This window comes from Heyndrickxia coagulans DSM 1 = ATCC 7050 (genome assembly GCF_000290615.1).
Taxonomy (GTDB): domain Bacteria; phylum Bacillota; class Bacilli; order Bacillales; family Bacillaceae_C; genus Weizmannia; species Weizmannia coagulans.
In genome coordinates, this window is sequence record NZ_ALAS01000103.1 from 24,513 (window position 1) to 49,239 (window position 24,727).

The 24,727-nt window shown below is 47.4% G+C and carries 24 protein-coding genes and 2 pseudogenes; 18 read left to right on the forward strand and 8 right to left on the reverse strand.

Features of this window, described 5'->3' with window-relative positions; all coding sequences use genetic code 11:
* Positions 1 to 5: 5 nt before the first annotated feature.
* Positions 6 to 626 (reverse strand): DUF47 domain-containing protein, encoded by a 621-nt coding sequence (locus IC21_RS04810; protein ID WP_013860216.1) that lies wholly within the window; start codon positions 624 to 626, stop codon positions 6 to 8.
* A 329-nt stretch (positions 627 to 955) separates the two neighbouring features.
* Between IC21_RS04810 and IC21_RS04820 the strand changes: the two genes are divergently transcribed.
* The gene (locus IC21_RS04820; RefSeq protein WP_029142217.1) at positions 956 to 1,351 is read left to right on the forward strand and encodes a YhcU family protein; all 396 of its coding nucleotides are present in this window, start codon (positions 956 to 958) and stop codon (positions 1,349 to 1,351) included.
* A 64-nt stretch (positions 1,352 to 1,415) separates the two neighbouring features.
* On the opposite strand, the gene IC21_RS04825 is transcribed toward IC21_RS04820, so the two are convergent.
* Positions 1,416 to 1,898 (reverse strand): thioredoxin family protein, encoded by a 483-nt coding sequence (locus tag IC21_RS04825; protein WP_013860214.1) that lies wholly within the window; start codon positions 1,896 to 1,898, stop codon positions 1,416 to 1,418.
* A gap of 19 nt (positions 1,899 to 1,917) precedes the next feature.
* Positions 1,918 to 2,346, reverse strand: coding sequence for a disulfide oxidoreductase (locus tag IC21_RS04830; RefSeq protein ID WP_017553125.1), 429 nt, complete (start codon positions 2,344 to 2,346; stop codon positions 1,918 to 1,920).
* A 302-nt stretch (positions 2,347 to 2,648) separates the two neighbouring features.
* On the opposite strand from IC21_RS04830, the gene IC21_RS04835 reads away from it, so the two are divergent.
* Both IC21_RS04835 and IC21_RS04840 read left to right on the forward strand, forming a co-directional pair.
* Positions 2,649 to 3,350 (forward strand): SGNH/GDSL hydrolase family protein, encoded by a 702-nt coding sequence (locus tag IC21_RS04835; RefSeq protein WP_029142218.1) that lies wholly within the window; start codon positions 2,649 to 2,651, stop codon positions 3,348 to 3,350.
* 308 nt (positions 3,351 to 3,658) lie between these two features.
* A complete protein-coding gene (locus tag IC21_RS04840; RefSeq protein ID WP_029142219.1) occupies positions 3,659 to 4,642 on the forward strand; it encodes an acyltransferase family protein in 984 nt (327 codons plus the stop codon).
* A gap of 115 nt (positions 4,643 to 4,757) precedes the next feature.
* On the opposite strand, the gene IC21_RS04845 is transcribed toward IC21_RS04840, so the two are convergent.
* Positions 4,758 to 6,167, reverse strand: a complete 1,410-nt coding sequence (locus tag IC21_RS04845; RefSeq protein ID WP_029142220.1) for a SpoVR family protein — start codon at positions 6,165 to 6,167, stop codon at positions 4,758 to 4,760.
* 355 nt (positions 6,168 to 6,522) lie between these two features.
* Between IC21_RS04845 and IC21_RS04855 the strand changes: the two genes are divergently transcribed.
* Entirely contained in the window at positions 6,523 to 6,792 is a 270-nt protein-coding gene (locus tag IC21_RS04855; protein WP_013860210.1) for a YhdB family protein, read from the forward strand.
* A gap of 82 nt (positions 6,793 to 6,874) precedes the next feature.
* Here the strand turns inward: IC21_RS04855 and corA are convergent, their stop codons facing one another.
* Positions 6,875 to 7,825, reverse strand: a complete 951-nt coding sequence (corA, locus tag IC21_RS04860; RefSeq protein ID WP_019721260.1) for a magnesium/cobalt transporter CorA — start codon at positions 7,823 to 7,825, stop codon at positions 6,875 to 6,877.
* A 273-nt stretch (positions 7,826 to 8,098) separates the two neighbouring features.
* On the opposite strand from corA, the gene IC21_RS04870 reads away from it, so the two are divergent.
* The 7 genes from IC21_RS04870 to IC21_RS04900 all read left to right on the forward strand — a co-directional run bounded on the left by IC21_RS04870 (position 8,099) and on the right by IC21_RS04900 (position 16,055).
* Positions 8,099 to 8,803 (forward strand): gamma-glutamyl-gamma-aminobutyrate hydrolase family protein, encoded by a 705-nt coding sequence (locus IC21_RS04870; protein WP_019721259.1) that lies wholly within the window; start codon positions 8,099 to 8,101, stop codon positions 8,801 to 8,803.
* A 253-nt stretch (positions 8,804 to 9,056) separates the two neighbouring features.
* Positions 9,057 to 9,986 carry an ABC transporter permease gene (locus tag IC21_RS04875; protein ID WP_029142223.1) on the forward strand — a complete coding sequence of 310 codons (930 nt, stop codon included), beginning with the start codon at positions 9,057 to 9,059 and terminating at the stop codon, positions 9,984 to 9,986.
* Between the two features lie 170 nt (positions 9,987 to 10,156).
* Entirely contained in the window at positions 10,157 to 11,110 is a 954-nt protein-coding gene (locus IC21_RS04880) for an ABC transporter permease (RefSeq protein ID WP_013860206.1), read from the forward strand.
* A gap of 5 nt (positions 11,111 to 11,115) precedes the next feature.
* Positions 11,116 to 12,123, forward strand: coding sequence for an ABC transporter ATP-binding protein (locus IC21_RS04885; RefSeq protein WP_017553692.1), 1,008 nt, complete (start codon positions 11,116 to 11,118; stop codon positions 12,121 to 12,123).
* Between the two features lie 97 nt (positions 12,124 to 12,220).
* Positions 12,221 to 13,831, forward strand: coding sequence for a peptide ABC transporter substrate-binding protein (locus tag IC21_RS04890; protein ID WP_013860204.1), 1,611 nt, complete (start codon positions 12,221 to 12,223; stop codon positions 13,829 to 13,831).
* 162 nt (positions 13,832 to 13,993) lie between these two features.
* Positions 13,994 to 14,902, forward strand: coding sequence for a C40 family peptidase (locus IC21_RS04895; RefSeq protein ID WP_029142225.1), 909 nt, complete (start codon positions 13,994 to 13,996; stop codon positions 14,900 to 14,902).
* 136 nt (positions 14,903 to 15,038) lie between these two features.
* Entirely contained in the window at positions 15,039 to 16,055 is a 1,017-nt protein-coding gene (locus IC21_RS04900) for an ABC transporter ATP-binding protein (RefSeq protein WP_029142226.1), read from the forward strand.
* A 142-nt stretch (positions 16,056 to 16,197) separates the two neighbouring features.
* Here the strand turns inward: IC21_RS04900 and IC21_RS17590 are convergent.
* A pseudogene (locus IC21_RS17590) lies at positions 16,198 to 16,278 on the reverse strand (YjcZ family sporulation protein); the annotation flags it as partial.
* Between the two features lie 314 nt (positions 16,279 to 16,592).
* Positions 16,593 to 17,096: a universal stress protein gene (locus tag IC21_RS04905; RefSeq protein ID WP_029142227.1), complete on the reverse strand. Its 504-nt coding sequence runs from the start codon at positions 17,094 to 17,096 to the stop codon at positions 16,593 to 16,595.
* A 227-nt stretch (positions 17,097 to 17,323) separates the two neighbouring features.
* Here IC21_RS04905 and IC21_RS04910 point away from each other — a divergent pair, with 227 nt between their 5' ends.
* From IC21_RS04910 to IC21_RS17215, 3 genes and pseudogenes are all read left to right on the forward strand, one after another.
* The gene (locus IC21_RS04910; protein ID WP_029142228.1) at positions 17,324 to 19,420 is read left to right on the forward strand and encodes a transglycosylase domain-containing protein; all 2,097 of its coding nucleotides are present in this window, start codon (positions 17,324 to 17,326) and stop codon (positions 19,418 to 19,420) included.
* A gap of 217 nt (positions 19,421 to 19,637) precedes the next feature.
* Entirely contained in the window at positions 19,638 to 19,772 is a 135-nt protein-coding gene (locus IC21_RS17690; protein ID WP_327076418.1) for a hypothetical protein, read from the forward strand.
* A pseudogene (locus tag IC21_RS17215) lies at positions 19,739 to 19,953 on the forward strand (Rpn/YhgA-type helix-turn-helix domain-containing protein). Before IC21_RS17690 ends, IC21_RS17215 begins: the two are co-directional and overlap by 34 nt.
* 306 nt (positions 19,954 to 20,259) lie before the next feature.
* Here IC21_RS17215 and IC21_RS04920 read toward each other — a convergent pair.
* A complete protein-coding gene (locus tag IC21_RS04920) occupies positions 20,260 to 20,478 on the reverse strand; it encodes a PCI domain-containing protein (protein ID WP_013860197.1) in 219 nt (72 codons plus the stop codon).
* 128 nt (positions 20,479 to 20,606) lie between these two features.
* Here IC21_RS04920 and fdhF point away from each other — a divergent pair, with 128 nt between their 5' ends.
* From fdhF to IC21_RS17535, 4 genes are all read left to right on the forward strand, one after another.
* Complete coding sequence (fdhF, locus tag IC21_RS04925) at positions 20,607 to 23,600, forward strand: formate dehydrogenase subunit alpha (RefSeq protein WP_029142229.1); 2,994 nt, start codon at positions 20,607 to 20,609, stop codon at positions 23,598 to 23,600.
* Between the two features lie 462 nt (positions 23,601 to 24,062).
* Positions 24,063 to 24,179 (forward strand): hypothetical protein, encoded by a 117-nt coding sequence (locus IC21_RS17220; RefSeq protein ID WP_234969493.1) that lies wholly within the window; start codon positions 24,063 to 24,065, stop codon positions 24,177 to 24,179.
* Positions 24,172 to 24,390 carry a heavy-metal-associated domain-containing protein gene (locus tag IC21_RS04935; protein ID WP_013860194.1) on the forward strand — a complete coding sequence of 73 codons (219 nt, stop codon included), beginning with the start codon at positions 24,172 to 24,174 and terminating at the stop codon, positions 24,388 to 24,390. Before IC21_RS17220 ends, IC21_RS04935 begins: the two co-directional genes overlap by 8 nt.
* Positions 24,391 to 24,404: 14 nt before the next feature.
* A complete protein-coding gene (locus IC21_RS17535; RefSeq protein ID WP_019721248.1) occupies positions 24,405 to 24,530 on the forward strand; it encodes a hypothetical protein in 126 nt (41 codons plus the stop codon).
* The last annotated feature ends 197 nt before the right edge of the window (positions 24,531 to 24,727 follow it).

Here is a 24,727-nt window from a genome sequence, read left to right on the forward strand (position 1 = left end):
ACTCCTCACGCATTTTTCATGATAATCGTCTCTAAAATGTTTGCCACCGTCTGGCAGTAGTCGGCCACATCTTCCATCTTTTCATACAAATCCTTATATTTGATCAGGCGGATCGGATCTTTTTCGTTTTGAAAGAGGTGGATTAATGATTTTCTTAAAATTTCGTCACAATGGAATTCAAATTCTTTAATTTTAATGGCATGCGGGCGAATCTTGTCGAGTTTTTTCGAAAAAAGGATGTCGATTGCTTTTTCAATTTCTTCGGTACAGCGGCGGATCATTTCAACGAATTCGACCATAAAATCGTCTGCCTGGTAAATATTGTACAGTTCAAACAATCCGGAAACTTCTTCAATGCCGTCCAACACGTCATCGAGGCTGTTCGTCAGTGACAAAAGGTCTTCCCGTTCAATCGGGGTGATAAAGGCATCGTTCAGTTCCAGAATCATGTCATGGACGTAAGTATCCCCTGTCGTTTCATACTCTTTCATTTTTTCAGTAAAAATTTTTAAATCGTCTTTATTATGGATTTTATAGTCGGCAAAGTAATTGGTGGCTTCCCGGAGATTGGTCGAAATATGGCCAAACAGCACTGTAAACTTGTCTTTCTTGTTTTTAAATACCATGTAAGAGCCCCCTCATATCCTTTTCATTATCAAACGTCTTTATTTTATCTGATTTCATGCGAAGATAAAAGAAGAATGTCGAAAATAAAATTTTGTATCCGGTTTCAATTTTCGACTTTCATCAAAAATCCGGAACAGGGTGCTTTTATTGGAGGAAAGTCCGGCCATGAGGCTTCAGCTTTTCCGGAAAAAATCCCACCCTTTTGGGGTGCAGGCCCATGGTCACATTTACCATACTTTTTTCCTGTTTTCCTATGCTATGCTGTACTTAAATATTGCGCCGGCGATTTGGCTTACATATGGATTTTTTCAAAAAGGGTGGGACTGCTGTGAAGATCGTTTATGCTGCTACGGAAGAACAGATGGATAAGATCGCGGAACTGGTCCGCCATATGTTTACGGAAGTATTTCCTGATTACTTTACGGATGAGGAGATCATCGCATTCCAGCGCGACAGGGTGCTTGCCCTGTCGGATGACCTAACAGAACAAATCGGCACTTTAAAAGCAGGGTATCAGATGATTGCCAGCCTGCAGACAATCATTTCTATTTTGGAAACGGAAGAGCATAAGCGGGACGAGCATTACGCCGGCCTGTTTGAATTTAATAAATTTACGCTTGAACAGTTTGGCTTGCACTTTCCTTTTTCGTTTTCCCATTTTCAGAAGAAGCATACGGATACGTTTAGCATGTTTAAAAAAGCAGCCAATCGCCTGCTTGTGTAAGAAATAATGCCCGGAAAACCGGGCATTATTTTTTTGGGGATTTTTACTTCGCAAGCACGCAGCCTTATTTTTTGACATGCGCTTTAAACCATTGGCGGAACTCCTGTTTTGAATGCTCTCCGACAATGCGTGCGGCTTCTTTGCCGTTTTTGTAATGGACGATCGTCGGTGTCGCTTTGATTTTGTAGTCATCCCAGCCGCTTTCAAATTCAGTCAGGTTAAATTCCTTCAAATCGATGCCCATATCTTTCGCGAGCGGTGATACAACAGGCGTAGTCCGTTTGCAATGCGGGCAGGTCGGCATGAAATAATAAACGGTGAACGTTTTGCCGGATTTTAAATCATGATTCAATTCTTTTGGCAAAATAATATTCTGGTAAAGGGGGTCATCCAGCTGGTCGCGCGTTTCCGCCGATAATTTGCCCACACTTTTTGCAGGTGCATACGGGTTGTTTTTCGCCTGCCTGGATTGCTTGTACTTTGTGATTCCGGCAATCCCGCCAAAAACAATGAGAACAATGGCCAAAAAAAGGATGATTTTTTTCATTATAATCCTCCAGTTGTGTTTAATGAGAAGCGCGAGCCTGCTTCCAAACGATGAGACTTGAAATAAAAATCAGCACAAACGCTGTGAGAGCCAAAAAGGGGATGGTGATAAAGCCGAACCAGTTGATGTATTCCGACGTACAGGGGATGCGGCCGCATGCAGGAAGCCTGTCCGAAAAAAAGGCAAGTTTTTGCAGACAGTAATGGTAAAGTGACACACACATGCCGATTCCGGACAAAACAGCGGTATAAAGCGACATGCGGTAATCTTTCCTGGCAACGGCAATCCCGATCAAGACCGTCATCGGATACATGAGAATGCGCTGGTACCAGCACAGTTCACACGGTTCATACCCTTTAATTTCTGAAAAATAAAGACTGCCGAGCGTGGCAACCACCGAAACCGCCCAGGCAAAAAACCAAACCTCTTCCCTCCGTCCTCTACTCAACCCCTTACCTCCTTTTCATCAATCCCTTCCTTGTAAATTATAGTATCCAACCCAAAAAATGAAAAGCGGAGGCGACTGTTTAGCCCCGGCCGGCGAAGTTTCGGCCGGAATGAAGCCCCTACTTCATGACGGACGGATTATTCGACCCTAGGGGCTAGGAGCCACAGCTGGACAAAGAAAAGCGGAGGGCGTTTGCCCGTGGACGGTGCAATCACTTGTCGAATCAGCCCGGCAAGTTTACAATAAATGATGTCTATCGTTCTGACTTTTTGCATGATTATGCATTCAAGGGAGGGTCTCAAATGAAAATTGTTTGTTTCGGGGATAGTATTACAAGAGGTGTAACTTGTATAAAAGGAAGGCTCCGGATTTTAAAAGACAATTATCCCGCAGTGCTTCAGCGGTATTTTGGCGACAGCAGCACAGAGATTGTCAATAAAGGGGTGTTCAATGATAATTCCGACCTGCTTGTCCAGCGTCTCGGCAAAGATGTAATCGGCGAGCATCCCGATGTCGTGCTGATCTGTATTGGCGGTAATGATTGCAATTTCAAATGGAACGAAGTAGCAGAGAGACCAGATGATACGCATGTCCCGGTTGTGCCCCTTGAGCGTTATGCGGACAATATCAGGCATTTAGTCAAAAATGTAAAAGAACAGGGCATTACGCCCGTTTTGCTAACGCTGCCGCCGCTTGACCCGAAACGCTACTACCAGTCCATCAGCGCCCGCTTTGGGAAAAGCATCGGCCACTGGATTGGATTGTCGGGCGGCATTGAACACTGGCACGGCCAATATAACAGGTGCCTGAAAAAATTCATCAAACAGTTGAACGTCCCGGCCATTGATGTTCGGACAGCGATCAAAAAAGCCGGTGACCTGAAGGGCCTCATCAGTGATGATGGCATCCATTTAACAGCAGAAGGTTATAAAGTAATGGCGAAAAAAATTTATACGGACTTAACTGCACAATTTGCCGGGCAAAAAGCCGGGAGCGGAATTTAAGAAATACAAGCAGGCAGGAGGGGTTCCTGGCCGGCCGTTCCAGAGCGTCACAGATGCTGCCCACCCCTTGCACAAAACAAACCAACCATATTTGCGATCAAGAAGGCCGGTACCGGCCTTTTTGCAATGCTGTTAAAAATCATCTTGGTTTAAATGAATTTTTACCGTTTTGTAATATAAAGTTTGTATAATAGGAACCGCAGGGTTTCCTGCATGAATATTGATTCATTTTGCCGTGCAGGGGGTATAGAAAACGAAAGGCGTCGACATCGCAATACTTGCTGTACAACAGGAACGGAGGATGGCAGATGTCAGCAGCAAAAAGAAATTCGTATTTTGACAATGCAAAATTTATTCTGATTTATCTTGTCGTTCTCGGGCACCTGATCAGCCCGTTTAAAACCGAAGACAATTTCCTCTTTACGCTGTATACCGTCATTTTCCTGTTTCATATGCCGGCATTTATTCTTATTTCAGGCTATTTTTCAAAAGCATACCGAAAAAAAGGCCATATTTCAAAATCTTTTAAAAAGATTTTGGTTCCGTATTTCATTTTTCAATGTATTTATTCCGTTTATTATTATTATACAGGCGAAGAATCGCACCTGACGGTAAACTTTCTGGAACCGCACTGGACATTATGGTTTTTGCTGAGTTTGTTTTTTTGGAACCTTATGCTCCATTTGTTTGCCCGTTTCCACTTTTTCGGTCTTGCGGCTGCGGCAGCGCTCGGCATTGGGATTGGCTACTGGGATGAGGCCGGAAGTTTTCTGAGCCTCTCCCGCACATTCGTATTTTTTCCGTATTTTTTGCTCGGCTTTTTGCTGGAAGGAAGGCATTTGCAAAAAATCCGCAATATTCCTTACGCGCCGGTGGCTGGCATTTTGATCCTGTGTGCCATCACGCTTGCAACCGGCCAGTTTTTCCCGAAAGATGCCGTGCCGTGGCTCCTTGGCAATACTTCTTACGCAGGCATGGGGATGGAATACTGGTTTAGCGGGCTGATCCGGCTGGCCCAATATGCTGTCACGCTGCTTGTTATTCTCGGGTTCTTCCTGTTAATCCCGAGCAAAGGGTACAAGTGGACAAAAATCGGCGAGCGCACGCTTTATGTGTATTTGCTGCACGGTTTTATCATAAAGACAATAGAGGCAGCCGCTTCCCCCAATGTGCTTGACTGGCTGGCGGACAATTACCTGCTGCTGATTGTCTTTTCACTTGGCATCTGTTTATTTCTTGGCAGTTATTATATCCGGAAATTTACAAGGCCAATTATTGAACTCCGGTTGTAAAAAATAAAACATCTGAAAAGTGGCGGAAAATCAAATGATTTTTCGCCGCTTTTTTGGTATGCCACCCCCCAGGCATAAAAGCCGTTTTTGCATGGAGCGGGGGGCTCGTGCTTTTTTACATGTATTTCCGTTGCACGCTTCTTCCGTCATAAGAGAAGACAATCGGCTTTTCTTCCACAACCGTTTCGAGGTGGACATTTCTGCCCCATAACTGGTAAAGGTAGGGCAGCACTTTTTCCAGGTATTTTAAATCAAGTTCAATGCCTTCATACCAGTGTTTAATATACAACTCCCCGTTTTTCCGGTAGTCTCCGTCCGTGACGGTTAAATAAGGAAAACCGCCGTTTACGCGCATATTGACAAGCTGGTCACGTACATGCTCCCACTCTTTGTCCACCACTTTATAGTCCCGCCCCTGTTTTTGGAACAAGTACATATCTTCCCTTGTAGCCAGTTCTTTCGTCAAGTAATTGCGCAGAAATGAAATATCACTTTCAATTTCGCGCACTTCGAATATTTTTTCGCGCCCGGTCCCTGGCCGTACACCCCGTTTTTTCATTTCTTCCGTCGGGTTGTTCCAGCGTTCTTCAATATCTTCAAAAATTTTGATCCCCAAATAATAGGGATTGATGCCAGTTTTGGATGGCTGGACAACGCTCGCATTCAGTTTCGCATATTCAATTGCTTCATCCGTCGTCAAATCAAGTTCGCGCATGATCCGCTGATGCCAGAAAGAGGCCCAGCCTTCATTCATGATTTTTGTCTCGAGCTGCGGCCAGAAATAGAGCATTTCTTCGCGGATCATGGTCATAATGTCGCGCTGCCATTCCGTCAATTCCCGGCTGTATTGTTCAATAAAAAGGACAATATCTTTTTCTGGCTGCGGCGGAAACTTTCTGGTTTTTTTCGCCGCTTTCTGTCCCGGCTTTTTCTCATCAAGCGACCACAATTCATCATACGGCCCTTCTTTGCGTTTCGGTTCTTCATCCCATTCTTCCGCATCTTCCATGGTCCAGTTCAATTTCGGCCGCATGAGCGACGGATCGATATGTTCTTCAATTGCCAGCACGGAATCAATAAATTGTTCCACTTCCTTTTTGCCGTATTTCAGCTCATATGCCCGGATTCTTTCCGCCGTTGCAGACATGCTCTCCACCATATCCCGTTTCGTATTTTGAAAGCGGACATTGTTTTTGAAAAAATCGCAATGCGCCAAAACATGCGCCACAATCAGCTTATTTTGGACAAGCGTGTTGGAATCCAGCAAAAAGGCGTAGCACGGATCAGAATTAATGACAAGCTCATAAATTTTACTCAGCCCGAGGTCATACTGTAACTTCATTTTGAAAAACTGCTTGCCGAAACTCCAGTGCGAAAATCTGGTCGGCATGCCGTAAGCGCCAAAAGTATAAATAATATCCGCCGGGCAGATTTCGTAGCGCATCGGGTAAAAATCAAGCCCGAAACCGGACGCGATTTCCGTTATCTCATCAATCGCATATTGCAGGCTTTCATGATCATGCATGAAATGTTCCTCCCCTTTAAAAGTCACCCTTTTTTCCAATGTATGAACGGAAGGGAAAAAACATGAGGACACGAAGAAGGATTTTTCGCATGATCCGCGAAATGAAAACATCCTGCGCACGAGCAGGCACCGCCATTTCCGGGACTGTGAGATCCAAATGATTCGTCCGGCTGCATGGAAGCTTGCCGCGGGCTGAAAACCGGAAAAATACGTTCCAAATGATAACAGCCTTTCGTTTCCCGCAAGGCAAGTTTTTCAACGCGCAAAATCAATAAAAACACATACAATAATGCTGACTCCTTTTATTAGGGTTTGCTTTTTAATAAAGCAAATGCACAAGAAAGGGGGAGCCGGGATGAATCCCATTGATTATGACCGCGCTTTATATTACACACACCGCTCGCAATGGGATAATTTGCTGATTTTGATGGTGCGGACGAAAGATGATTTTCTTTCCAAAAAAATTGAGCATGTTTTACATGCTTATCATTATTCGCATGATTATAACGTCATTGAAAGATGCCTGTTTGCATTGCACCGCTATATTGATCATGCCAACGAAATGGCGGACCGGAGCGGGGCGGCGGAACCGGGTTTTCTGTACCAAAGCGGGGGCCATGCCTGAAGAAGGCGCCTCCGCTTTTTTGCTTCCCCATTGTCCTGGTGCCCGGCTTCATTCCGGGCGGATGCGGGGTATTCAGCTGCCCTCATTTCAGCCAGCCTTTTTTGTAAAACCAGTAAGTCATGCCGACGCCGATCAGAAACATCACAATAAGAGTGACGAAATAGCCGTATTTCCATTCCAGTTCGGGCATATATTTGAAATTCATGCCGTACACCCCTGCAATAAAAGTCAAAGGCATAAAAATCGTGGTGAAAATGGTGAGAATCTTCATTACCCGGTTCGTTTGGTGCGAGTTTAAAGACAAATAACTGTCACGGATATCGGTCGTAAACTCACGATTAGACTCCACCATCCCGGATAGTTTTAGCAAATGGTCATGGATGTCATGGAAGTACGCGAGCTTTTTCTGAATGCCGGGAACCGAATGGGAATTCAGCATCCGGTAGACAAGATCCGTCATCGGCATAATTGTGTTCCTCAACACAAGCAAATCATGCCTTGTTGCATACAGGCTTGCAAGCAGTTCCTCCATCGATTCATTTTTTGAATTGTCTTCAATTTCATTCAGACGGTCTTCTATCTTATACAAATAAGGAAAATAATGATCAACAATCTTGTCCAGCACTTCATAAAGAATAATCGCAGGCCCCCATCTGCCCGGTTCATCCGTTTTTTTCAGTTTATCCCGCACTTCGCTGATTTCTTTTGACGGGAGATGGTGAAAGGTCACGGCAAAATGCTCCCCGAGAAACATGTTCAATTCTTCTTTCTGCAGCCTGTTGGGATTAAGGCTTTGGAACACAAAAAAGACATGGTCTTCGTAATAATTCAGTTTCGGCCGTTGCAGCTTATGCATACAGTCTTCGATGGCCAGCGGATGGAAACCGAGCGGATTGCGCAGTTTTAAAATTTCTTCTTCCGAAGGCTGGTCGAAATCAATCCAATACCATTTCCAGCCGCTCCCTTCCAATTCTTCAATGGAAGCCGGGGCTTTCAGTACATTTTCTTTTGTCATCGCCATAATATGTATCATAAACAGGCACATCCTTTTCACATGGGGTTTGCCAATCTTCCGTTTAGCATTATTTTACTATGTCGCAGACGGCCTTGCATTAAATCAAAATGAAAGGCGGTTCGCCCGTCCTTTTGCCGGGATTACGGGCGCAAAAAAGATGGGCATCCGCTGCGCCGAAAGCGGCAAGAACATAAACGTCACGGCCATTTATGCCGGGTCCGGCAGAAAAGCCAGCCGCAAAGACAGGCGCCCGTGCTGTTAAAACAAGAAAAAGCGAAAGGATGATGAAAAATGAAACCGGTGATCGGTATTACATGCAGCGCCAATCAAACTTCCCAGTATTTGGCCGATGACTACATCAAGGCTGTCCGCATGGCGGGCGGCGTCCCGGTATTGCTTCCGGCCGGCGGGGAAGAAGACATCCCTTTATTATTGTCCAAAACGGACGGAATCCTGCTTTCCGGGGGAGGGGATGTAGATCCATCCTGGTTCGGGGAAGAGCCGGTTCCAGGGCTCGGTGAAATTGAGCCCGGCCGCGACGCATTTGAGATTGCGCTATGCCGGTTTGTGGTCCAGGCGGATATGCCGCTTTTTGCTATTTGCAGGGGCATCCAGATTCTCGCTGTTGCATCCGGCGGGGATATGTTCCAGGATATTTATAGCCAGGGAAAACCCCCGCTATTACAGCACAAACAGCGGGCTGCCCGTTCACATCTTTCCCACACGGTCCATGTTTTGCCGGGAAGTTTACTGGAAAAGTGGGCAAAAAGCGCAACAATTAAAGTGAACTCCTTCCATCACCAGGCAGTCCGGACCGTGAAAGCGCCGCTTGCGGTTTCCGGCCGTGCGCCTGACGGGATCATTGAAGCGGTGGAAAATCGCAACGCCCGTTTTATGCTTGGTGTCCAGTGGCACCCTGAAGCTTTGGCCACCATACAGGATCCTGTTTCCTTGAACCTTTTTTCCGCTTTTATCGCTTCCTGTAAAAACATTTAGTCCGCTTTATTGTAATCGCGCTTTCCTTATCGCTTTTTGCAAACCGGAAAAATTTGCAGGCTCTTGCTTAACTCCTGACTTCTGCCGGTGGCGGACAAGAAAAAAATAAAAGCGATTTCCATATTCCGAAAATATTACTATTGTAGAATTAAAATAAATATTGAATGCTATTGAATTTTTCGCCTATTTAGTATATAAATAAAAATATAAACACAACAGTATGCCCATTTTAAACATGAGAAGGTGTCTGCATATGGCAAAGTATGTACTCAAAAGGCTCGCCGCCATGGTTGTCACACTGTGGGTGATCACCACCTTGACTTTTATCATGATGCAGGCTATTCCGGGATCGCCTTTTAACCAGGAACGCAACACATCGGAAGCCGTGCAAAGAAATATGGAAACGCAATACCATCTGGATAAGCCGGTTTATATACAGTATTTGTATTATGTGAAATCCATTGTTTTATTTGATTACGGCCCGTCCATCAAACAGCCGTCCCAGACGGTAAACGATATGCTGGGAAGGGGGTTTCCGGTTTCATTTGAACTTGGCATGACAGCACTTCTGGTTGCGGTTTTATCCGGCATCGTGCTTGGCGTTTTTGCCGCTTTGAACCATAACGGCATCATCGACTATCTGGCGATGACCATTGCCGTGCTTGGCATCTCGATTCCGAACTTCATCCTGGCAACGATGTTAATCCAGGAGTTTGCGGTCAATCTGAAAATCCTGCCGGCTGCAACCTGGACATCCCCGGCGCATATGATCCTGCCAACTGCCGCCCTGGCCGTCAGCCCGATGGCCATTATCGCCCGCCTGACAAGGTCAAGCCTATTGGAAGTGCTGACGCAGGATTACATCAAAACCGCCCGTGCAAAAGGGCTTTCTCCAATAAAAATTATCATCAAACATGCCCTCAGAAATGCGCTGATGCCGGTGATTACCATTTTAGGGACATTGACGGCGAGCATTTTGACGGGAAGCTTTGTCATTGAAAAAATATTCTCCATTCCGGGCATGGGAAAGTATTTTGTCGAAAGCATCAATAATCGGGATTATCCTGTCATCATGGGGACAACCGTATTTTACAGCATTTTTTTGATTATCATGCTGTTTCTCGTTGATATTGCGTACGGCATTCTCGATCCGCGGATCAAGTTACATAAAAAGGAACAATGAGCACTGGTTCCGAAAAGAAGCAGCCCGGCTCTGCATAGAGATAGGGCATCAGGCCCCGGCTTTTCGTAACATCCGGCGCCAATGGCCTGCAAAATCATATTTAAAAAGAGCCATCGTCCCGATTCCGCAAAATCTGGTGCATAAAAATAGAGCAGTAAGGGGTGGACATCTTGCAAATAGCCAATCAGGATAAAGTGGATACCGTTTCAGAGATTCCGGATGAATGGTTTGTCCCGAAAAAGAAAGAAGCCGGAATGCAGGAAGCCGTTGTCAGGCCGGGCATATCGTACTGGCATGATGTATGGAACCGGCTTGCCAAAAATAAGCTGGCGATGCTCGGCCTTGTGGTGCTGATTCTTTTGATCATTATGGCCATCATCGGCCCGCTGATTGCGCCTGAGAGCGTGACGAAGCTGTCACTGACGAACCAGAATCTGCCGCCTTCCAAGGAGCATTGGTTCGGGACCGACCAGCTCGGGCGCGATATGTTTTCAAGAACATGGTATGGCGCGCGTATTTCACTGTTTGTCGGGTTTATGGCGGCCATCATTGAATTTTTCATTGGGGTGATATACGGCGGCATTGCGGGTTACAAAGGCGGCCGCATCGACCAGATGATGATGCGGATTATTGAAGTGCTGTACGGCCTTCCTTATCTGCTTGTTGTGATCCTGTTGATGGTTGTGATGGGGCCGGGGCTCGGCACGATTATTGTTGCGCTTACCGTAACGGGCTGGGTCGGTATGGCCAGAATTGTCCGCGGCCAGGTATTGCAGATTAAAAACTATGAATTTGTAATGGCCTCTAAAACGTTCGGCACCAAAACGTCACGGATTATCCGCAAACATCTGCTCCCTAATACAATGGGCCCAATTATTGTCCAGATGACGCTAACCGTGCCAAGTGCCATTTTCAGTGAAGCTTTCCTCAGTTTTTTAGGATTGGGGGTTCAGGCGCCGCATGCGAGCTGGGGCGTGATGGCGGATGACGGGTTGTCAGCGATTTTAACGGGCGAGTGGTGGCGCTTATTTTTCCCGGCGTTCTTTATTTCGCTGACGATGTTTGCGTTTAATGTGCTTGGCGACGGGCTGCAGGATGCGCTCGATCCGAAGCTGAGGAGGTGACGGAATTGAACAAGATTCTCGAAGTGGAAGACCTGCACGTTTCTTTTTCGACATACGGCGGAACGGTGCAGGCCGTGCGCGGGGTGAACTTTTATTTAAACAAAGGCGAGACGCTTGCCATTGTCGGTGAATCCGGATGCGGCAAAAGCGTGACATCGCAAGCGATCCTCAAGCTTCTTCCCAATACCAATGTGAAGAAGTTAAGCGGCTCGATCCGCTTTAAAGGCACGGATATTTTAAAATACAGCGAAAAGCAAATGCGGAAAATGCGCGGGGCGGAAATCTCCATGATCTTCCAGGATCCGATGACAGGGCTGAACCCGACCTTGTCCATCGGGAACCAGTTGCTCGAAGCGGTACAGGAGCATCAAAATCTTTCCCGCGAGGCAGCGAAAAAAACGGTCATTGAAATGTTGCACATGGTCGGCATTCCGGACCCGCACGAACGGTTAAAACAATATCCGCACCAGTTCAGCGGCGGAATGCGCCAGCGGATCATGATTGCGATGGCTTTGATTTGCAATCCGGAGATCATTATCGCGGACGAACCGACTACTGCTTTGGACGTCACCATTCAGGCACAGATTTTTGAACTGTTTAAGAAAATCCAGCGGGAGACGGGCGTATCCATCATTTTGATCACGCACGACCTCGGTGTTGTGGCCCAGGTTGCCGACCGGATTGCGGTGATGTATGCCGGTAAGATTGCCGAAACCGGCACAAGAGAAGAAATTTTTTATCATCCGGAACACCCTTATACAAAAGGGTTGCTAAACTCGGTTCCAAGGCTCGATATGGAAGAGGAAGAACTTATTCCGATTCCCGGCACGCCGCCGGATTTGTTTGCGCCGCCTCCCGGTTGCCCGTTTACGGCGAGATGCCCGATGGCAATGGAAGTATGCAGCCGTGTGGAGCCTTTTCGCGCGAAAAAATCAGCTTCCCATCAGGTTTACTGCTGGCTGCAGGACGAACGGGCCAAATTTGCGGTTTCAACTACGGGTGTACGCCTGTAGATGAAATAGAAAGCAGGCATTGACGGCGCCCGGATACTGCAAGGGGGACAAACGGGTCAGGGCTGCCCGCAATGCGGAAAAGAAAAGGGGGAAATGTATGAAGAAATTTTGGAGTATGGTTATCAGTTTTGCGCTTATTGCTTCGCTTGCTGCCTGTACGAGCCAGTCAAGCTCAAAAGACAGCCCGGGCGGAAGCAGCAAAGAAAAGGTATTAAATTTAAACAACGGGTCTGAGCCCACCTCATTTGACCCGCCAATCGGGTTCGATTCCGTTTCATGGAATGCACTGAACAATTTAATGGAAGGGCTTGTGCGCCTTGGCAAAGACAATAAGCCGCACCCTGCGATTGCAAAAAGCTGGGATGTCACAAATGGAGGCAAGACGTATACATTCCACCTCCGGGACAATGCAAAATGGTCAAACGGGGATCCGGTGACAGCGGGTGATTTTGAATATGCGTGGAAAAGAATGCTCGACCCGAAAACTGCTTCGCCTGCCGCATTTTTAGGATACTTTATTGCAGGCGGGGAGGCGTATAACACCGGAAAAGGATCAAAAGACGGCGTCAAAGTGAAAGCGGCCGATGACAAAACACTGGAAGTCACGTTAACCGGGCCGCAGTCCTATTTTCTGAACGTCATCGCAAATCCTGCTTTCTTCCCGATTAACGAGAAAGTGGCCGAAAAAAATCCGAAATGGTTTGCAGAAGCGAAAACGTATGTTTCAGACGGGCCATTTAAACTCACAGAATGGAAACACGATGACCATTTCATCATGGAAAAAAATGAAAACTATTGGGATGCCAAAAATGTAAAACTTGATAAAGTGAAATGGGCAGAGGTTGACGATCCGAACACTGAATATCAAATGTACCAAAACGGGGAACTGGATGTTTCAGATGTCCCGGCAGATATGGCAGCCCGGCTGTTTAAGGAAGGAAAAGTGAAAGTAGAGGATCAGGCCGGCACCTATTTTTACCGGTTTAATGTCAATAAAGAACCGTTCCAGAATAAAAATATCCGGAAAGCATTCGCAATGGCCATTGACCAGAAGCAAATTGTCAAATATGTCACGAAAAATGATGAAAAACCGGCTTACGGGTTTGTTTCTTACGGGTTTACCGAACCGGACGGCAGCGACTTCCGGAAAAAAGGCGGCAATTTGTATACTTCAAATGCAAAAGAAGCGAAAACCCTCCTGAAAAAAGGAATGCAGGAAGAGGGGTATACAAAACTGCCTGAGGTCACCCTCACTTACAGCACGGACCCGGTCCATAAAAAAATTGCGGAAACAATCCAACAGATGCTAAAAGAAAACCTGGGCATCCATGTGAAGCTTGCCAATATGGAATGGAATGTCTTCCAGGCTGAGCAGAAAAAATTGAAATTCCAATTGTCCCGCAGTTCATTCCTGGCTGATTACGGGGATCCGATTAACTTCCTCGAAAGCTTCACAACCGGGCAAGCGATGAACAGAACAGGATGGAGCAATAAGCAATATGACCAATTGATCCAGCAAGCAAAAAATGAAACCAATGAAACGAAACGTTATGAGTTGATGCACGAGGCAGAAAAAATTCTCATTGACGACATGCCGATCTTCCCGCTCTATTTTTACAACCAGGTATTTTTGCAAAAAGATCATGTAACAGGCATCGTCCGCCATCCTGTCGGCTATCTTGAGCTGAAATGGGCCAATGTAAAATAATGCTCTGTTTTTGGCAGGGGGCTGTTTGCCCGGGAAAGCATTTGGCGGGCATTGTCCGCGGCCCGGCTGCCCGGACGAATGGAAAAGAATAGGCACTATCAGCGGGGAAACTCCCCGCCTGATACTGCCAAAAATAGAAATCTGAGGGAAAGGGGGCGGAACATGGGAAAGCAGGTTTATTTGGTGGATACCCCTGTCGCCACCGTTTGGACTTCCGCACAATCGCCGGGTGCCGGAGACGAAGAAGCCCTCCGGAACCCGGCGAATATGAAGCAATGGCTCACCGGCCTTTCATTGGAACAGCGGCACGAACTTTGGCGAAAAAATAAAATCCAGACACAGGTGCTCTACGGCCGAAAAGTCATTGTCCATAAAACAGAGGGGAAGTGGGCGTATATTTCCGTTCCGGAACAGCCTTCCAGCAAACATCCGGACGGCTATCCCGGCTGGGTCCCCCGCTGCCAGCTGAGGCAGGGAGAAGAATGGCCGCAAGATACTGCTGTTTGTGCCATTAAAAAGCCATTTGCAATGCTCTATGATGAAAATCAACTCCCTTTATTTGAAGTGAGCTTTCAAACACGCTTTTCTGTAGTGGGTGAAACAAAGGACCGGTTCGTTGTAAAAACGGTACGGGGGAAAACGGCATCGCTTAAAAAACAGGATGTGCAGTTGAAGGGGAGCAGTCCCGGCAGCCAGGGCAGGCATATGCTTGACGCCGGAAAAATGTTTCTCGGCCTCCCGTATTTATGGGGCGGCATGAGCGGATATGGATATGACTGCTCTGGATTTTCCTATACAATGGTGCTTGCTGCAACAGGCAGGGCCATTGCCCGTGATGCCCATGAACAGGCAAAAGGAGGAACGACCGTCCCGCTCGGAAGCATCGTACCTGGCGATCTTTTATTTTTTGCCCATGAGGAAGGAAAAGGCGTCATCCACCATGTCGGAATTTATGCGGGGGAGGGGAAGCTGCTCCACTCGCCGAAAACAGGCCGGCCTGTTGAACTGCTGGATATGGAAGGAACGATTTACGAAAAAGAACTATGCGGTGCGCGGCGTTACTGGATGTAAAGTCGCGCATAAGATGGGAATCCGCAACGCAACGGGTTGCGAAAGGAATGCAGCGCGGCGTTGGTGGCCGGGAGTATGCGGCAAACCGGCTGCAAAAGCAATACGGGTTGCGGCAGCCGGGTGAAGGGAGTGCGCCATGATGGAAAAACTGTTGGAAGTCAAGCATGTCAAAAAATACTTTGAGATTGGAAAGAAACAATTTTTAAAAGCAGTGGACGATCTTACTTTTGATATTTATAAAGGGGAAACGTTCGGGCTTGTCGGGGAATCGGGATGCGGAAAGTCGACGGCAGGGCGGCTGATGATGGGGATCTACACCCCAACCGAAGGGCAAATCCTTTATGGCGGAAAAGATATCCATGTACTGAATGAGCGGGAGCGTTTTCTGATGAAAAGAAATGTCCAAATGATTTTTCAGGATCCGTATGCTTCCCTGAATCCCCGTTCCACTGTCCGCGAGATCCTTGCTGAACCGCTTGAAGTCCATGGCATTTTTAAAAATAAACGGGAAGAGCTTGAAAGAATATATGAATTGCTCGAAGAAGTCGGGCTAAACAGAGAGCATGCAGGCCGGTACCCGCATGAATTCAGCGGGGGGCAGCGGCAGCGGATCGGGATTGCAAGGGCGCTCGCGCTTGACCCGGAGTTTGTGATTTGCGATGAGCCGATTTCCGCACTGGATGTTTCTGTCCAGGCCCAGGTTGTCAATGTATTGAAAAAACTGCAAAGGGAAAAAAATCTCACCTATTTGTTTATTGCCCATGATTTATCGATGGTAAAGCATATCAGCAACCGGATCGGCGTCATGTATCTCGGCCATCTTGTTGAATTGACGGGGAGCAAGAGCCTGTACCGCAAACCGCTGCATCCTTACACGGAAGCGTTGCTGTCGGCCATTCCGATTCCGGATCCGAAAATTGAAGATAAACGGGAAAGAATTATTTTAAAAGGGGAAATCCCAAGCCCGGTCACGCCGCCGAGCGGGTGCGTATTCCGGACAAGATGCCCGAAAGCAATGGACATATGTGCTCGTGTAAAACCGGAATGGCTGGAGATTGAAGACCGCCATTATGTCGCATGCCATCTTTACGATGGGAAGGGCAGTCCGGCAGCAACCGTTTCTTCCGGCGCAAATCAGGTTGGAAAAGTTTGATTGCTTGAAAAGGCATGCAGCTGCGGCAAGCCGGTGGAACAGCGGGCGGGCAATGGTATGTAGAAGCCGTACGAATGGTTTTCTTGTAAGCGTTTGGAAAAAAGAAGCCGGGCCCGTGCCCAATAAGGCCGGGCCCCGGTTCTTAGAACAGGTAAGCGGCACCGACAATAATCAACAGAATAAACAGCACAACAATCAGCGCAAAGCTGTTGCCGTATCCGCCGCCATAGCCACCGCCATAGCCGCCGTATCCGCCGTATCCGCAGCCCCAAAAGCCCATATTTTTCACCTCCGTCTTTCCGTCGTGCAATGTTAATGTATGCAAGATGGAAGGCAGAAGTTTGGACGTTTATCAAGGAATAGAAAAAAAAGCATTCTGATCCGGGCGGCCCTGGCACTGCTTTCCTGCACGTCCGCCCCGGTTTTCCGCCAGAATGCGGCCATGTTTGCCAGTCCGGGATTGTTCGCCGGCAAACAAGTTTTTTGTCTATTTGAATTGCTTTTCCTACAGTTTTTCCCATGAGCGGTGCCGGTGGCTTATTTTACGACAAGCACATCCACATCCGCATTTTTTACAAGGCTTTTGCTTACACTTCCAATGAACAAACTTTTTACAGCATTTTTTCCGCTGCTTCCGGTAATGATGCAGTCTACATTCTCGTTACGGGCGAAATCAATGATGCTGTCGGCCACCTTGCCTTCTAAAATATGGGTATCGGCTTTGACCCCTTTTGCATCCAATAATTCGCGGGCATGATTCATGACTTCCTCCGCATCGTTCAGGATGAATTGCTGTGTGGAAGGTTCATCAACAGGCGGCGGGTCAACCGGGTAAACCCGCCCGTCCAGCCCCGGAACGGAAATGGTTGGCGGCACGCCGATGTTTTCATCCGGTACCGGTGCTGCCACTTCACTTTCCTGGTTCACGTGGACAACGGATAATTTTATATCTCTTAAGGCAAGGGCAAATGAACAGGCCCTGTCCAGCGCTTTCCGGCTCCCCTCCGAGTCATCGTATGCAATAGCAATATGCTGATACATGTACCATCATCCTCTCATGTATGGCTTTGAACACCCTCTTTTCTTTACCCGGAACGAGAAGAAAAAAACGGTTTCAGCATATTTTTTTGGTTTTAAAGAACTGCATTTTCTACAGGGGTCATTGATTTTTCCGGCCATTCATAATATCCTTTTGCTTAAGGGCCAATCAGCCGGGTGTTTGAGATAGCAGTTTCACAGATTGGGGAAAGATGAGGACATCGACAGATATGAACAAATTCAAACCTTATATAGATAAATTCAGACCTTATTTCTGGGGATTTTGGAACGGTTTCAAAAAAGTTTGGAAAAGGGCCCATATGACTCAAATTATCATTCTGGCAGCCTCTCTTTCATTGCTTGGCTTTTTAGCTTTTTTTGCTTATTACGCAAAAAGCGCGAATGTCGGGCAGTTAAAAAAAGGGCTGGAACAGACGACCGTTATTTATGACAAAGACGGGGACACAGCAAGCAGAATTTCTGCAAACCGCTCGGAAGGCGTATCGATTAAAAAAATGCCGGAAGACCTGCAAAATGCGGTGGTAGCAATCGAAGACCACCGTTTCTACAAACACCATGGGTTTGATATCATCGGTACCTTGAGCGCTCTTTTAAAAGATATCCGGATCGGCGGGGCGGCTGCCGGGGGAAGCACCATTACCCAGCAATTAACGAAAAATGCGCTACTTTCCCCGGAACGGACATTAAAAAGGAAAATTCAGGAGCTTTTTTTGGCGATTGAAATTGAGAAGCATTACACAAAAAAAGAAATTTTGGAAATGTATTTAAACCAGGTCTATTTCGGGGAAGGCGCTTGGGGTGTTGAAAAAGCGGCCAATAAATATTTTGGAAAAGACGTGGAAGATCTGGACTTATCCGAATCGGCAACTTTGGCGGGCCTTGTTAATTCACCGAATGCACTCGACCCGTACCGCCATTATAACCGTGCCATTCACCGCCGCAATGTCGTGCTTTTCGCAATGAAAGAGTACGGGATGATCACGAAATCCCAGTATGAACAGGCAAAAAGCGAAAAGCTTGCGCTAAAAGATAAAAAAACAGATGCGCTGACGGGCAAATACCCATATTACGTCGATGCGGTGCTGGACGAGGCAATCGATCAATATGGCCTGACACAGGAAGAGATCTTAACAAGAGGGTATAAAATTTATACGGCAATGGATCAAAATATTCAAACGGCATTGGAAAATGTTTACCGGCAATCATCACTCTTTCCGTCCGGCACATCCGGCCAGATCATCCAAAGCGGGGCAATCCTTGTAGATCCGTCAACCGGCGGCGTCCGCGGTCTTGTCGGGGGAAGGGGAGAAAAAGTATTCCGCGGCTTCAACAGGGCAACGCAGCTGAAACGGCAGCCTGGATCGATCATGAAGCCGATTACCGTCTATACGCCGGCGCTTGAAGAAGGGTACAACCCCGAATCGATGCTGCAAGATAGAGTAATGACGTTTAAAGGCGGTTATGCGCCGAAAAACTATAACAACCAATATCTCGGTAAAGTGCCGATGTACATGGCTGTCGAAAAATCGCTCAATCTTCCTGCCGTCTGGCTGTTGAATAAAATCGGGGTGGAAAAAGGGTACGAATCGGCGAAAAAATTCGGCATCCCGGTCACCAAGAAGGACAAGCAGCTCGGCATTGCGCTCGGGAATATTCAAAACGGCGTTTCCCCCGAAGACATTGCCGAAGCCTACACCACGTTTCCAAACAATGGGAAACGGTCGGAAGTGCATATCATTACAAAAATCGTGAGCCCGACCGGAAAAGTTTTGGTAGCATATAAAGACAAGCAGGAAAGGGTCATATCGAAAAAAGTTTCCCAGGAAATGACATCCATGCTGCTGAATGTTGTGGAATCCGGAACCGGCAAAGGGGTAGCGGTCCCCGGTTATAAAATTGCCGGAAAAACAGGCTCCACCCAATTGCCGTTCAGCGGGGTTGACGGTACAATGGACCAATGGTTTGCGGGCTATACGCCTAATCTTGTCGGGGTGGTCTGGATGGGATATGACCATACAGACCGGAACCATTATTTATACGGCCTGAGCGAACAGGGCATTGTGCCGGTTTTCAACAGCGTGATGAATGCCACGCTAAAATATACAAAGCCGGGTGACCTCGGGGTGGAATCTATCAATGACCAGAAGGAAAACGGCAACCCGTTAAAAGAAAAACTGCAAAACATCGATGAAACGATAAAAGAACAAGCTGATAAATTGCAGAAAAAAATCGAGGATAACCAGGGATTCTGGAAAGGTGCAGCAGATAAGTTGAAAGAGCAGCTGAAAGGAATTCTTGGCCAGTAAACATACTCATTTATAAAGCCGGAATGTCTTTCAATCAGGGGGAGGCGTTTCGGCTTTAATTGTTGATTGCCTTTCAAAAAGGTTGCGGGGGACTGCATGCTTTCCCCCGTATGCTGCTTCATTCCGCAACCTGGGAGAGTGAAAAGCACTTGAAGAACGGACATTTGTCCTATAAAATAAAACTGAAAAATAAGAAAATAATTGGATGCTGGCCCGGTTGGAACTTGACCCGGCAAAAATGAGGCTGTTGTATGGTTTCTTTGATTTTTATTTAAAACTGAACGAAGAAGAGGAGGCGGAAGTAATGAAAACATTAAAATGCTGGACACGGACGAAGCAGAACAAGTACTGAAGCTGCCAAATTCCTACTTTGACCGCGGGTATAGGAAGGGAAAAGAGGAAGGAAAGAAGAGAGAAAAACGATTGTTGCCAGGATGCTCAAGAATGGCCTGGAACTACAATTGATTGTTAAAATGACCGACCTGAGCCGGACAGAAGTGGAAAAAATAAAACAGCAACTGGAGCATTCCTAAGGCGCAACACAATGCAGCGGGAATCTGAAAAATTCCCGCTTTTTAACAGGAGCTGTCCATGAAATTTATCGCAAGGCAAGATAGGAAATCAAGTTTAAAACAAACGGGGCCATCACGATGCCCAAAGCGATGGCAACGATTGCTATAGGCAAATATTGTTTTTTCATAAACCCGTTCATAAATTCCCCACCCTTAGCTGTTTAATCCTCTCTTACAGGTAGCATCCACAGCCGGTTTTTGCAAGCCTCCATCCATGTTTTTTCATTTTTTCGAACCCGCTTTGCCGGATGCAGGGAGCGGGACAAGTCAAGGCAAAGAATAGATGTCCGCGCGCGGCGGCCCCTCCAGTTTGGATTTCTTCAGTTTTCCTTGCTCAACCAATTCCCTGATGGCCTTCTCTATTTCACGAGGGTCCGTGTCAAATAAATCGGCCAGCTTGACAGCAGACAGTGCAGTATATTTCGGTTCTTTTGTGGATGATATGATCATGTTTTTGATTCGTTCATACAATTTCGCTTGTTCCATGGTTTAATCCCCTTTTTTAAAAATCTGCTTTTATTATGCACAAAACGGCAAAGAAACAATCCCAAAGCAGTTATAGAAGAAAGCCAATTGGCAATCCTAATAAAAAAGGCATGAAATGGGGGCCGATGATGGAAGAAACAACCTTTTCGATTCGAATAAACGGGCAAGAACTGGCGGCTCGTAAAGGGCAAACGATTTTGGAAGTGGCCAATGCCCACGATATATACATCCCCGCCATCTGTTACCACCCGAATCTCGGATCAATTCAAACTTGTGATACCTGTTTTGTGAACGTGGACGGGAATTTGGTACGGGCATGTGCAACCAAGGCAAAGCCGGGAATGGACGTGGAGTCCGTTTCCAAACCTGTAAAAGATGCCCAATATGAAGCAATGTCACGGATTCTGAAAAACCACGAGCTTTATTGCACTGTGTGTGACAACAATAATGGCAATTGCGTTGTCCATAACACGGCCGAGCATCTTGAAATCGAGCATCAGAAATACCAGTTTGAAGCCAAACCCTACCCGCCGGACCAATCCCATCCTTTTTACCGCTATGAACCGGACCAGTGCATTCTTTGCGGAAGGTGTGTGGAGGCCTGCCAGGATCTGCAAGTCAATGAAACATTGACGATTGACTGGGACCGGGAAGTGCCAAGAGTGATCTGGGATCAGGATGTTCCCATTGATGAGTCCTCATGTGTATCTTGCGGCCATTGCGTCACGGTCTGCCCGTGCAATGCGCTTATGGAAAAGTCCATGCTCGGGGAAGCAGGGTATTTAACCGGCATCCCGCCAAAAGTGCTGGAGCCGATGATTGATCTCACAAAAGAAGTCGAACCGGGGTATAAAGAAATTTTCGCCATATCCGAAATGGAGTCGGCGATGCGGAAATCGAGAATCAAAAGAACGAAAACAGTTTGTACCTATTGCGGGGTCGGCTGCAGTTTTGAAATTTGGACAAAAGGGCGCCATATTTTAAAAGTTGAGCCGCAGGAACATGCGCCGGTAAACGGCATCTCGACATGTATCAAAGGAAAGTTCGGGTGGGACTTCGTCAACAGCGAAGAGCGTTTGACAAAGCCGCTTATCCGCAAAGGGGAAGAATTTGTTGAAGCAAGCTGGGATGAAGCCCTGAATCTGATCGCAAGCAAATTGCAGGAAATAAAAGAACAGCACGGGCCGGACGCGCTTGGCTTTATCGCTTCATCCAAATGTTCGAACGAAGAAAACTATCTCTTTCAAAAATTCGCCCGCGCGATCATCGGTACCAATAATTTGGATAATTGCTCGCGTTACTGCCAGTCGCCGGCAACGTCAGGGCTCTTGCGGACCGTAGGCATCGGCGGGGACTCCGGCACCATCCGGGATATCCAGCAGGCGGATTTGGTGGTTACGGTGGGCGCGAATCCGGCCGAATCCCATCCTGTCCTTGCGACACGCATAAAACGGGCGCACAAATTGCACGGGCAAAAACTTATGGTCGTCGATTTAAGGGAAAACGAACTGGCCAGCCGCGCCAATTTATTTATCCATTCGAAGCCAAGCACGGATTTGATTTGGATTAACGCTGTGACAAAATACATTCTCGATCAGGGCTGGGAAGACAAAGCATTTCTTGAAGCCAGGGTCAAAGGGTTAGACCGGTTCAGAGCTTCACTGGAAAAATACACGCTGGCATTTGCCGAAGAAAAAACCGGCATTTCCAAAGAGAACTTAATCAAAATGGCAACGATGATCCATGAAGCCAAATCCGTTTGCATTCTTTGGGCGATGGGCATCACCCAGCACATATGCGGGACTGATACAAGCACGGCCATTTCCAACTTGTTGCTGGTTACCGGCAATTACGGCCGCCCTGGGACGGGGGCATATCCGCTCAGAGGGCACAATAATGTGCAAGGCGCCTGTGATTTTGGAACGATGCCCGCCTGGTTCCCGGGCTACGAACCGGTAGAAGATAAAGAAGTAAGGGAACGATACGAAAAAGCTTGGGGGGTTAAACTTCCGGAAAACCCGGGGCTTGACAATCATCAAATGATCGGCGGGGTAGAAAGCGGAAAGCTCCGGGGGCTCTATCTGTTCGGTGAAGAAATGGCGATCGTTGATTCCAATATTAATTTTGTGGAAGAACATCTGGAAAAGCTCGACTTTTTTGTTGTGCAAGATATGTTTTTCAGCAAAACGGCCCAATTTGCCGATGTGATCCTGCCGGCTGCGCCGAGCCTTGAGAAAGAAGGAACGTTTACCAATACGGAACGGCGCATCCAGCGCTTTTACCAGGTATTTGAACCGATGGGCGAATCGAAGCCGGATTGGGTCATCTTCCAGGAGCTCGCGAACAAAATGGGTGCCCAGTGGCATTACCAGCATCCCGGCGAAATCATGGCGGAAGCGGCAAGCCTGGCAAAGTACTTTGCCGGCATCAGCTACGAGAGACTGGAAGGCTTTAACAGCCAAATTTGGCCGGTTAAAAAAGACGGTACGAGCACGCCGCTTCTGTATCAAGACCGTTTTGCCTTTCCGGACGGCAAAGCCCGGCTTGTGCCGGTTGACTGGGAACCGCCTTTTTCAGCCGGAGAGGGATTCGATTACCATCTTAACAATGGCCGCCTGCTAGAACAGTTCCATGAAGGAAATTTGACGGACCGTTCCCCGGGCATTCATCACAAAGTGCCGGAGCCGTGGCTTGAAATTTCACCGGATGCGGCGGAAGAACGGGGGATAAAAGACGGGGCGCTTGTACGGCTGACATCGCCTTACGGAAAGGTGAAAGTGCGGGCTGTTGTGACCGGGCGGGTTCAAGGAAAAGAATTGTACTTAACGATGAACGCCCGGAAAGAGAATGAAATGGTGAACCGGCTGACGAGCAGCTATCATGACCGGGTGACCCATACCCCGAACTACAAAGAAATAGGCGTAAAAATGGAGATTTTGGAAGAAAAAGGAAAAACGCCGCTGCCAAAGGTGAACCACCGTTACGGCAACCGGATTCCGCAAATCAGTGTAAGAGTGGAAGAAAAATGGAAGCGGGATGACTTTATCCCGATCACGGCACTATTTTCACCGGGAGGAAAAGCAGATGGCGAAGGTGACCAGGCAAACGGGACGGGCCGGTAATCGGAAAGAATACCGCGGGCGGGAAGGCTCTGTCCCGGCCGTGAAATTAATAAAGCCGGGAGGGAAAGCGTATGGCGAAGGCGATCAGGCAAATTAAACAAGTGGATCCGACCCCAGAAGAATGGCAGGCAGCGTCTATGTCGGCGGTTGTAAAGGCAGCCGCTGAAAACGGGGAATCACTGATTAAATTGTTGGAGATCATCAAACAGCTGGATGGCATGGGCGTGCTCAACGCGATGGAAGGCCTGCTCCAAAACCGCGTTGATGTTGCCGAAATTGCTTTAGGGCAACTGAACCAGCCCGCCATGTACCATGCCATCAAAAACGGGATGAACGTATTTAAATTTTTAGGTTCCATCGATCCGGAACAACTGCAAACGATCCTGGCAGGCATCACGAGCGGATTTGAAAAAGCAGCTCAATCCGGGGGGGCAGGAGAGCCTGTGGAAGTTGGGAAAAAGCATGCGCTCCCCGGAAGTGAAACGGTCGCTTGCTATGATGGCTGGCGTTTTGGCGGGGATGGGGGAAGCCATGGAGCAAAACCATTCGCTTCCTAAAGGAGGAACCGACATTGGCTAAAGGGATGTTGAAAGTAAGTGATATGGTAAATGAAGAAGATGCCGCCAAAGTCCGACGCGCCCTGAATGAAGTCTGGGGCGTCCGCGAAATTGAAATAAGCTTGGCAAGAAAAGAAGCGACGTTTACCTATAATGACCAATCGGCATCCTGCCACGACATGGTGCAAGCCGTGACGGAGCAGGGATACCGTGCCGAAATGATGGAACCATAAAAGGAGGAAGGCACTTGAAAGTATGCGAAATCTGCGGTTCCCAAACACCGGAAGAAAACGAAGCGGAATCAAGAAGAGTGCTTTATGTCTGTGAAAACTGCCGGACCGACCGGAAATTCGATTTTGAAGATGAAAATTAAGCAAATGGCGTTGCGGCATCGCAACGCCATTTATATGCGCATATTTTCCGAAAAAATAGCGCCTTTATTGCCGGCTGCCCATATCCCCGAAAGCATGGGACTTCTTGCGTATGTGTAAAATTTTACTCGAAGGGCAGATGAGTGGAAAAAAATGGGAAGACGCTCTATCATTTAAATGTACGCTTGTGGGCGAATAC

What these genes read in the sequence shown, in the direction of transcription:
- IC21_RS04840 (WP_029142219.1), top strand. Translation starts at nt 3,659, where the DNA reads ATGTCAGCAGCAAAAAGAAATTCGTATTTTGACAATGCAAAATTTATT.
- IC21_RS17220 (WP_234969493.1), top strand. Translation starts at nt 24,063, where the DNA reads ATGCGCTCCCCGGAAGTGAAACGGTCGCTTGCTATGATGGCTGGCGTT.
- IC21_RS04895 (WP_029142225.1), top strand. Translation starts at nt 13,994, where the DNA reads ATGGGAAAGCAGGTTTATTTGGTGGATACCCCTGTCGCCACCGTTTGG.
- fdhF (WP_029142229.1), top strand. Translation starts at nt 20,607, where the DNA reads ATGGAAGAAACAACCTTTTCGATTCGAATAAACGGGCAAGAACTGGCG.
- corA (WP_019721260.1), bottom strand. Translation starts at nt 7,825, where the DNA reads ATGATACATATTATGGCGATGACAAAAGAAAATGTACTGAAAGCCCCG.
- IC21_RS04890 (WP_013860204.1), top strand. Translation starts at nt 12,221, where the DNA reads ATGAAGAAATTTTGGAGTATGGTTATCAGTTTTGCGCTTATTGCTTCG.
- IC21_RS04905 (WP_029142227.1), bottom strand. Translation starts at nt 17,096, where the DNA reads ATGTATCAGCATATTGCTATTGCATACGATGACTCGGAGGGGAGCCGG.
- IC21_RS04825 (WP_013860214.1), bottom strand. Translation starts at nt 1,898, where the DNA reads ATGAAAAAAATCATCCTTTTTTTGGCCATTGTTCTCATTGTTTTTGGC.
- IC21_RS04835 (WP_029142218.1), top strand. Translation starts at nt 2,649, where the DNA reads ATGAAAATTGTTTGTTTCGGGGATAGTATTACAAGAGGTGTAACTTGT.
- IC21_RS04870 (WP_019721259.1), top strand. Translation starts at nt 8,099, where the DNA reads ATGAAACCGGTGATCGGTATTACATGCAGCGCCAATCAAACTTCCCAG.
- IC21_RS04920 (WP_013860197.1), bottom strand. Translation starts at nt 20,478, where the DNA reads ATGGAACAAGCGAAATTGTATGAACGAATCAAAAACATGATCATATCA.
- IC21_RS04910 (WP_029142228.1), top strand. Translation starts at nt 17,324, where the DNA reads ATGAACAAATTCAAACCTTATATAGATAAATTCAGACCTTATTTCTGG.
- IC21_RS04845 (WP_029142220.1), bottom strand. Translation starts at nt 6,167, where the DNA reads ATGCATGATCATGAAAGCCTGCAATATGCGATTGATGAGATAACGGAA.
- IC21_RS04855 (WP_013860210.1), top strand. Translation starts at nt 6,523, where the DNA reads ATGAATCCCATTGATTATGACCGCGCTTTATATTACACACACCGCTCG.
- IC21_RS04900 (WP_029142226.1), top strand. Translation starts at nt 15,039, where the DNA reads ATGATGGAAAAACTGTTGGAAGTCAAGCATGTCAAAAAATACTTTGAG.
- IC21_RS04810 (WP_013860216.1), bottom strand. Translation starts at nt 626, where the DNA reads ATGGTATTTAAAAACAAGAAAGACAAGTTTACAGTGCTGTTTGGCCAT.
- IC21_RS04875 (WP_029142223.1), top strand. Translation starts at nt 9,057, where the DNA reads ATGGCAAAGTATGTACTCAAAAGGCTCGCCGCCATGGTTGTCACACTG.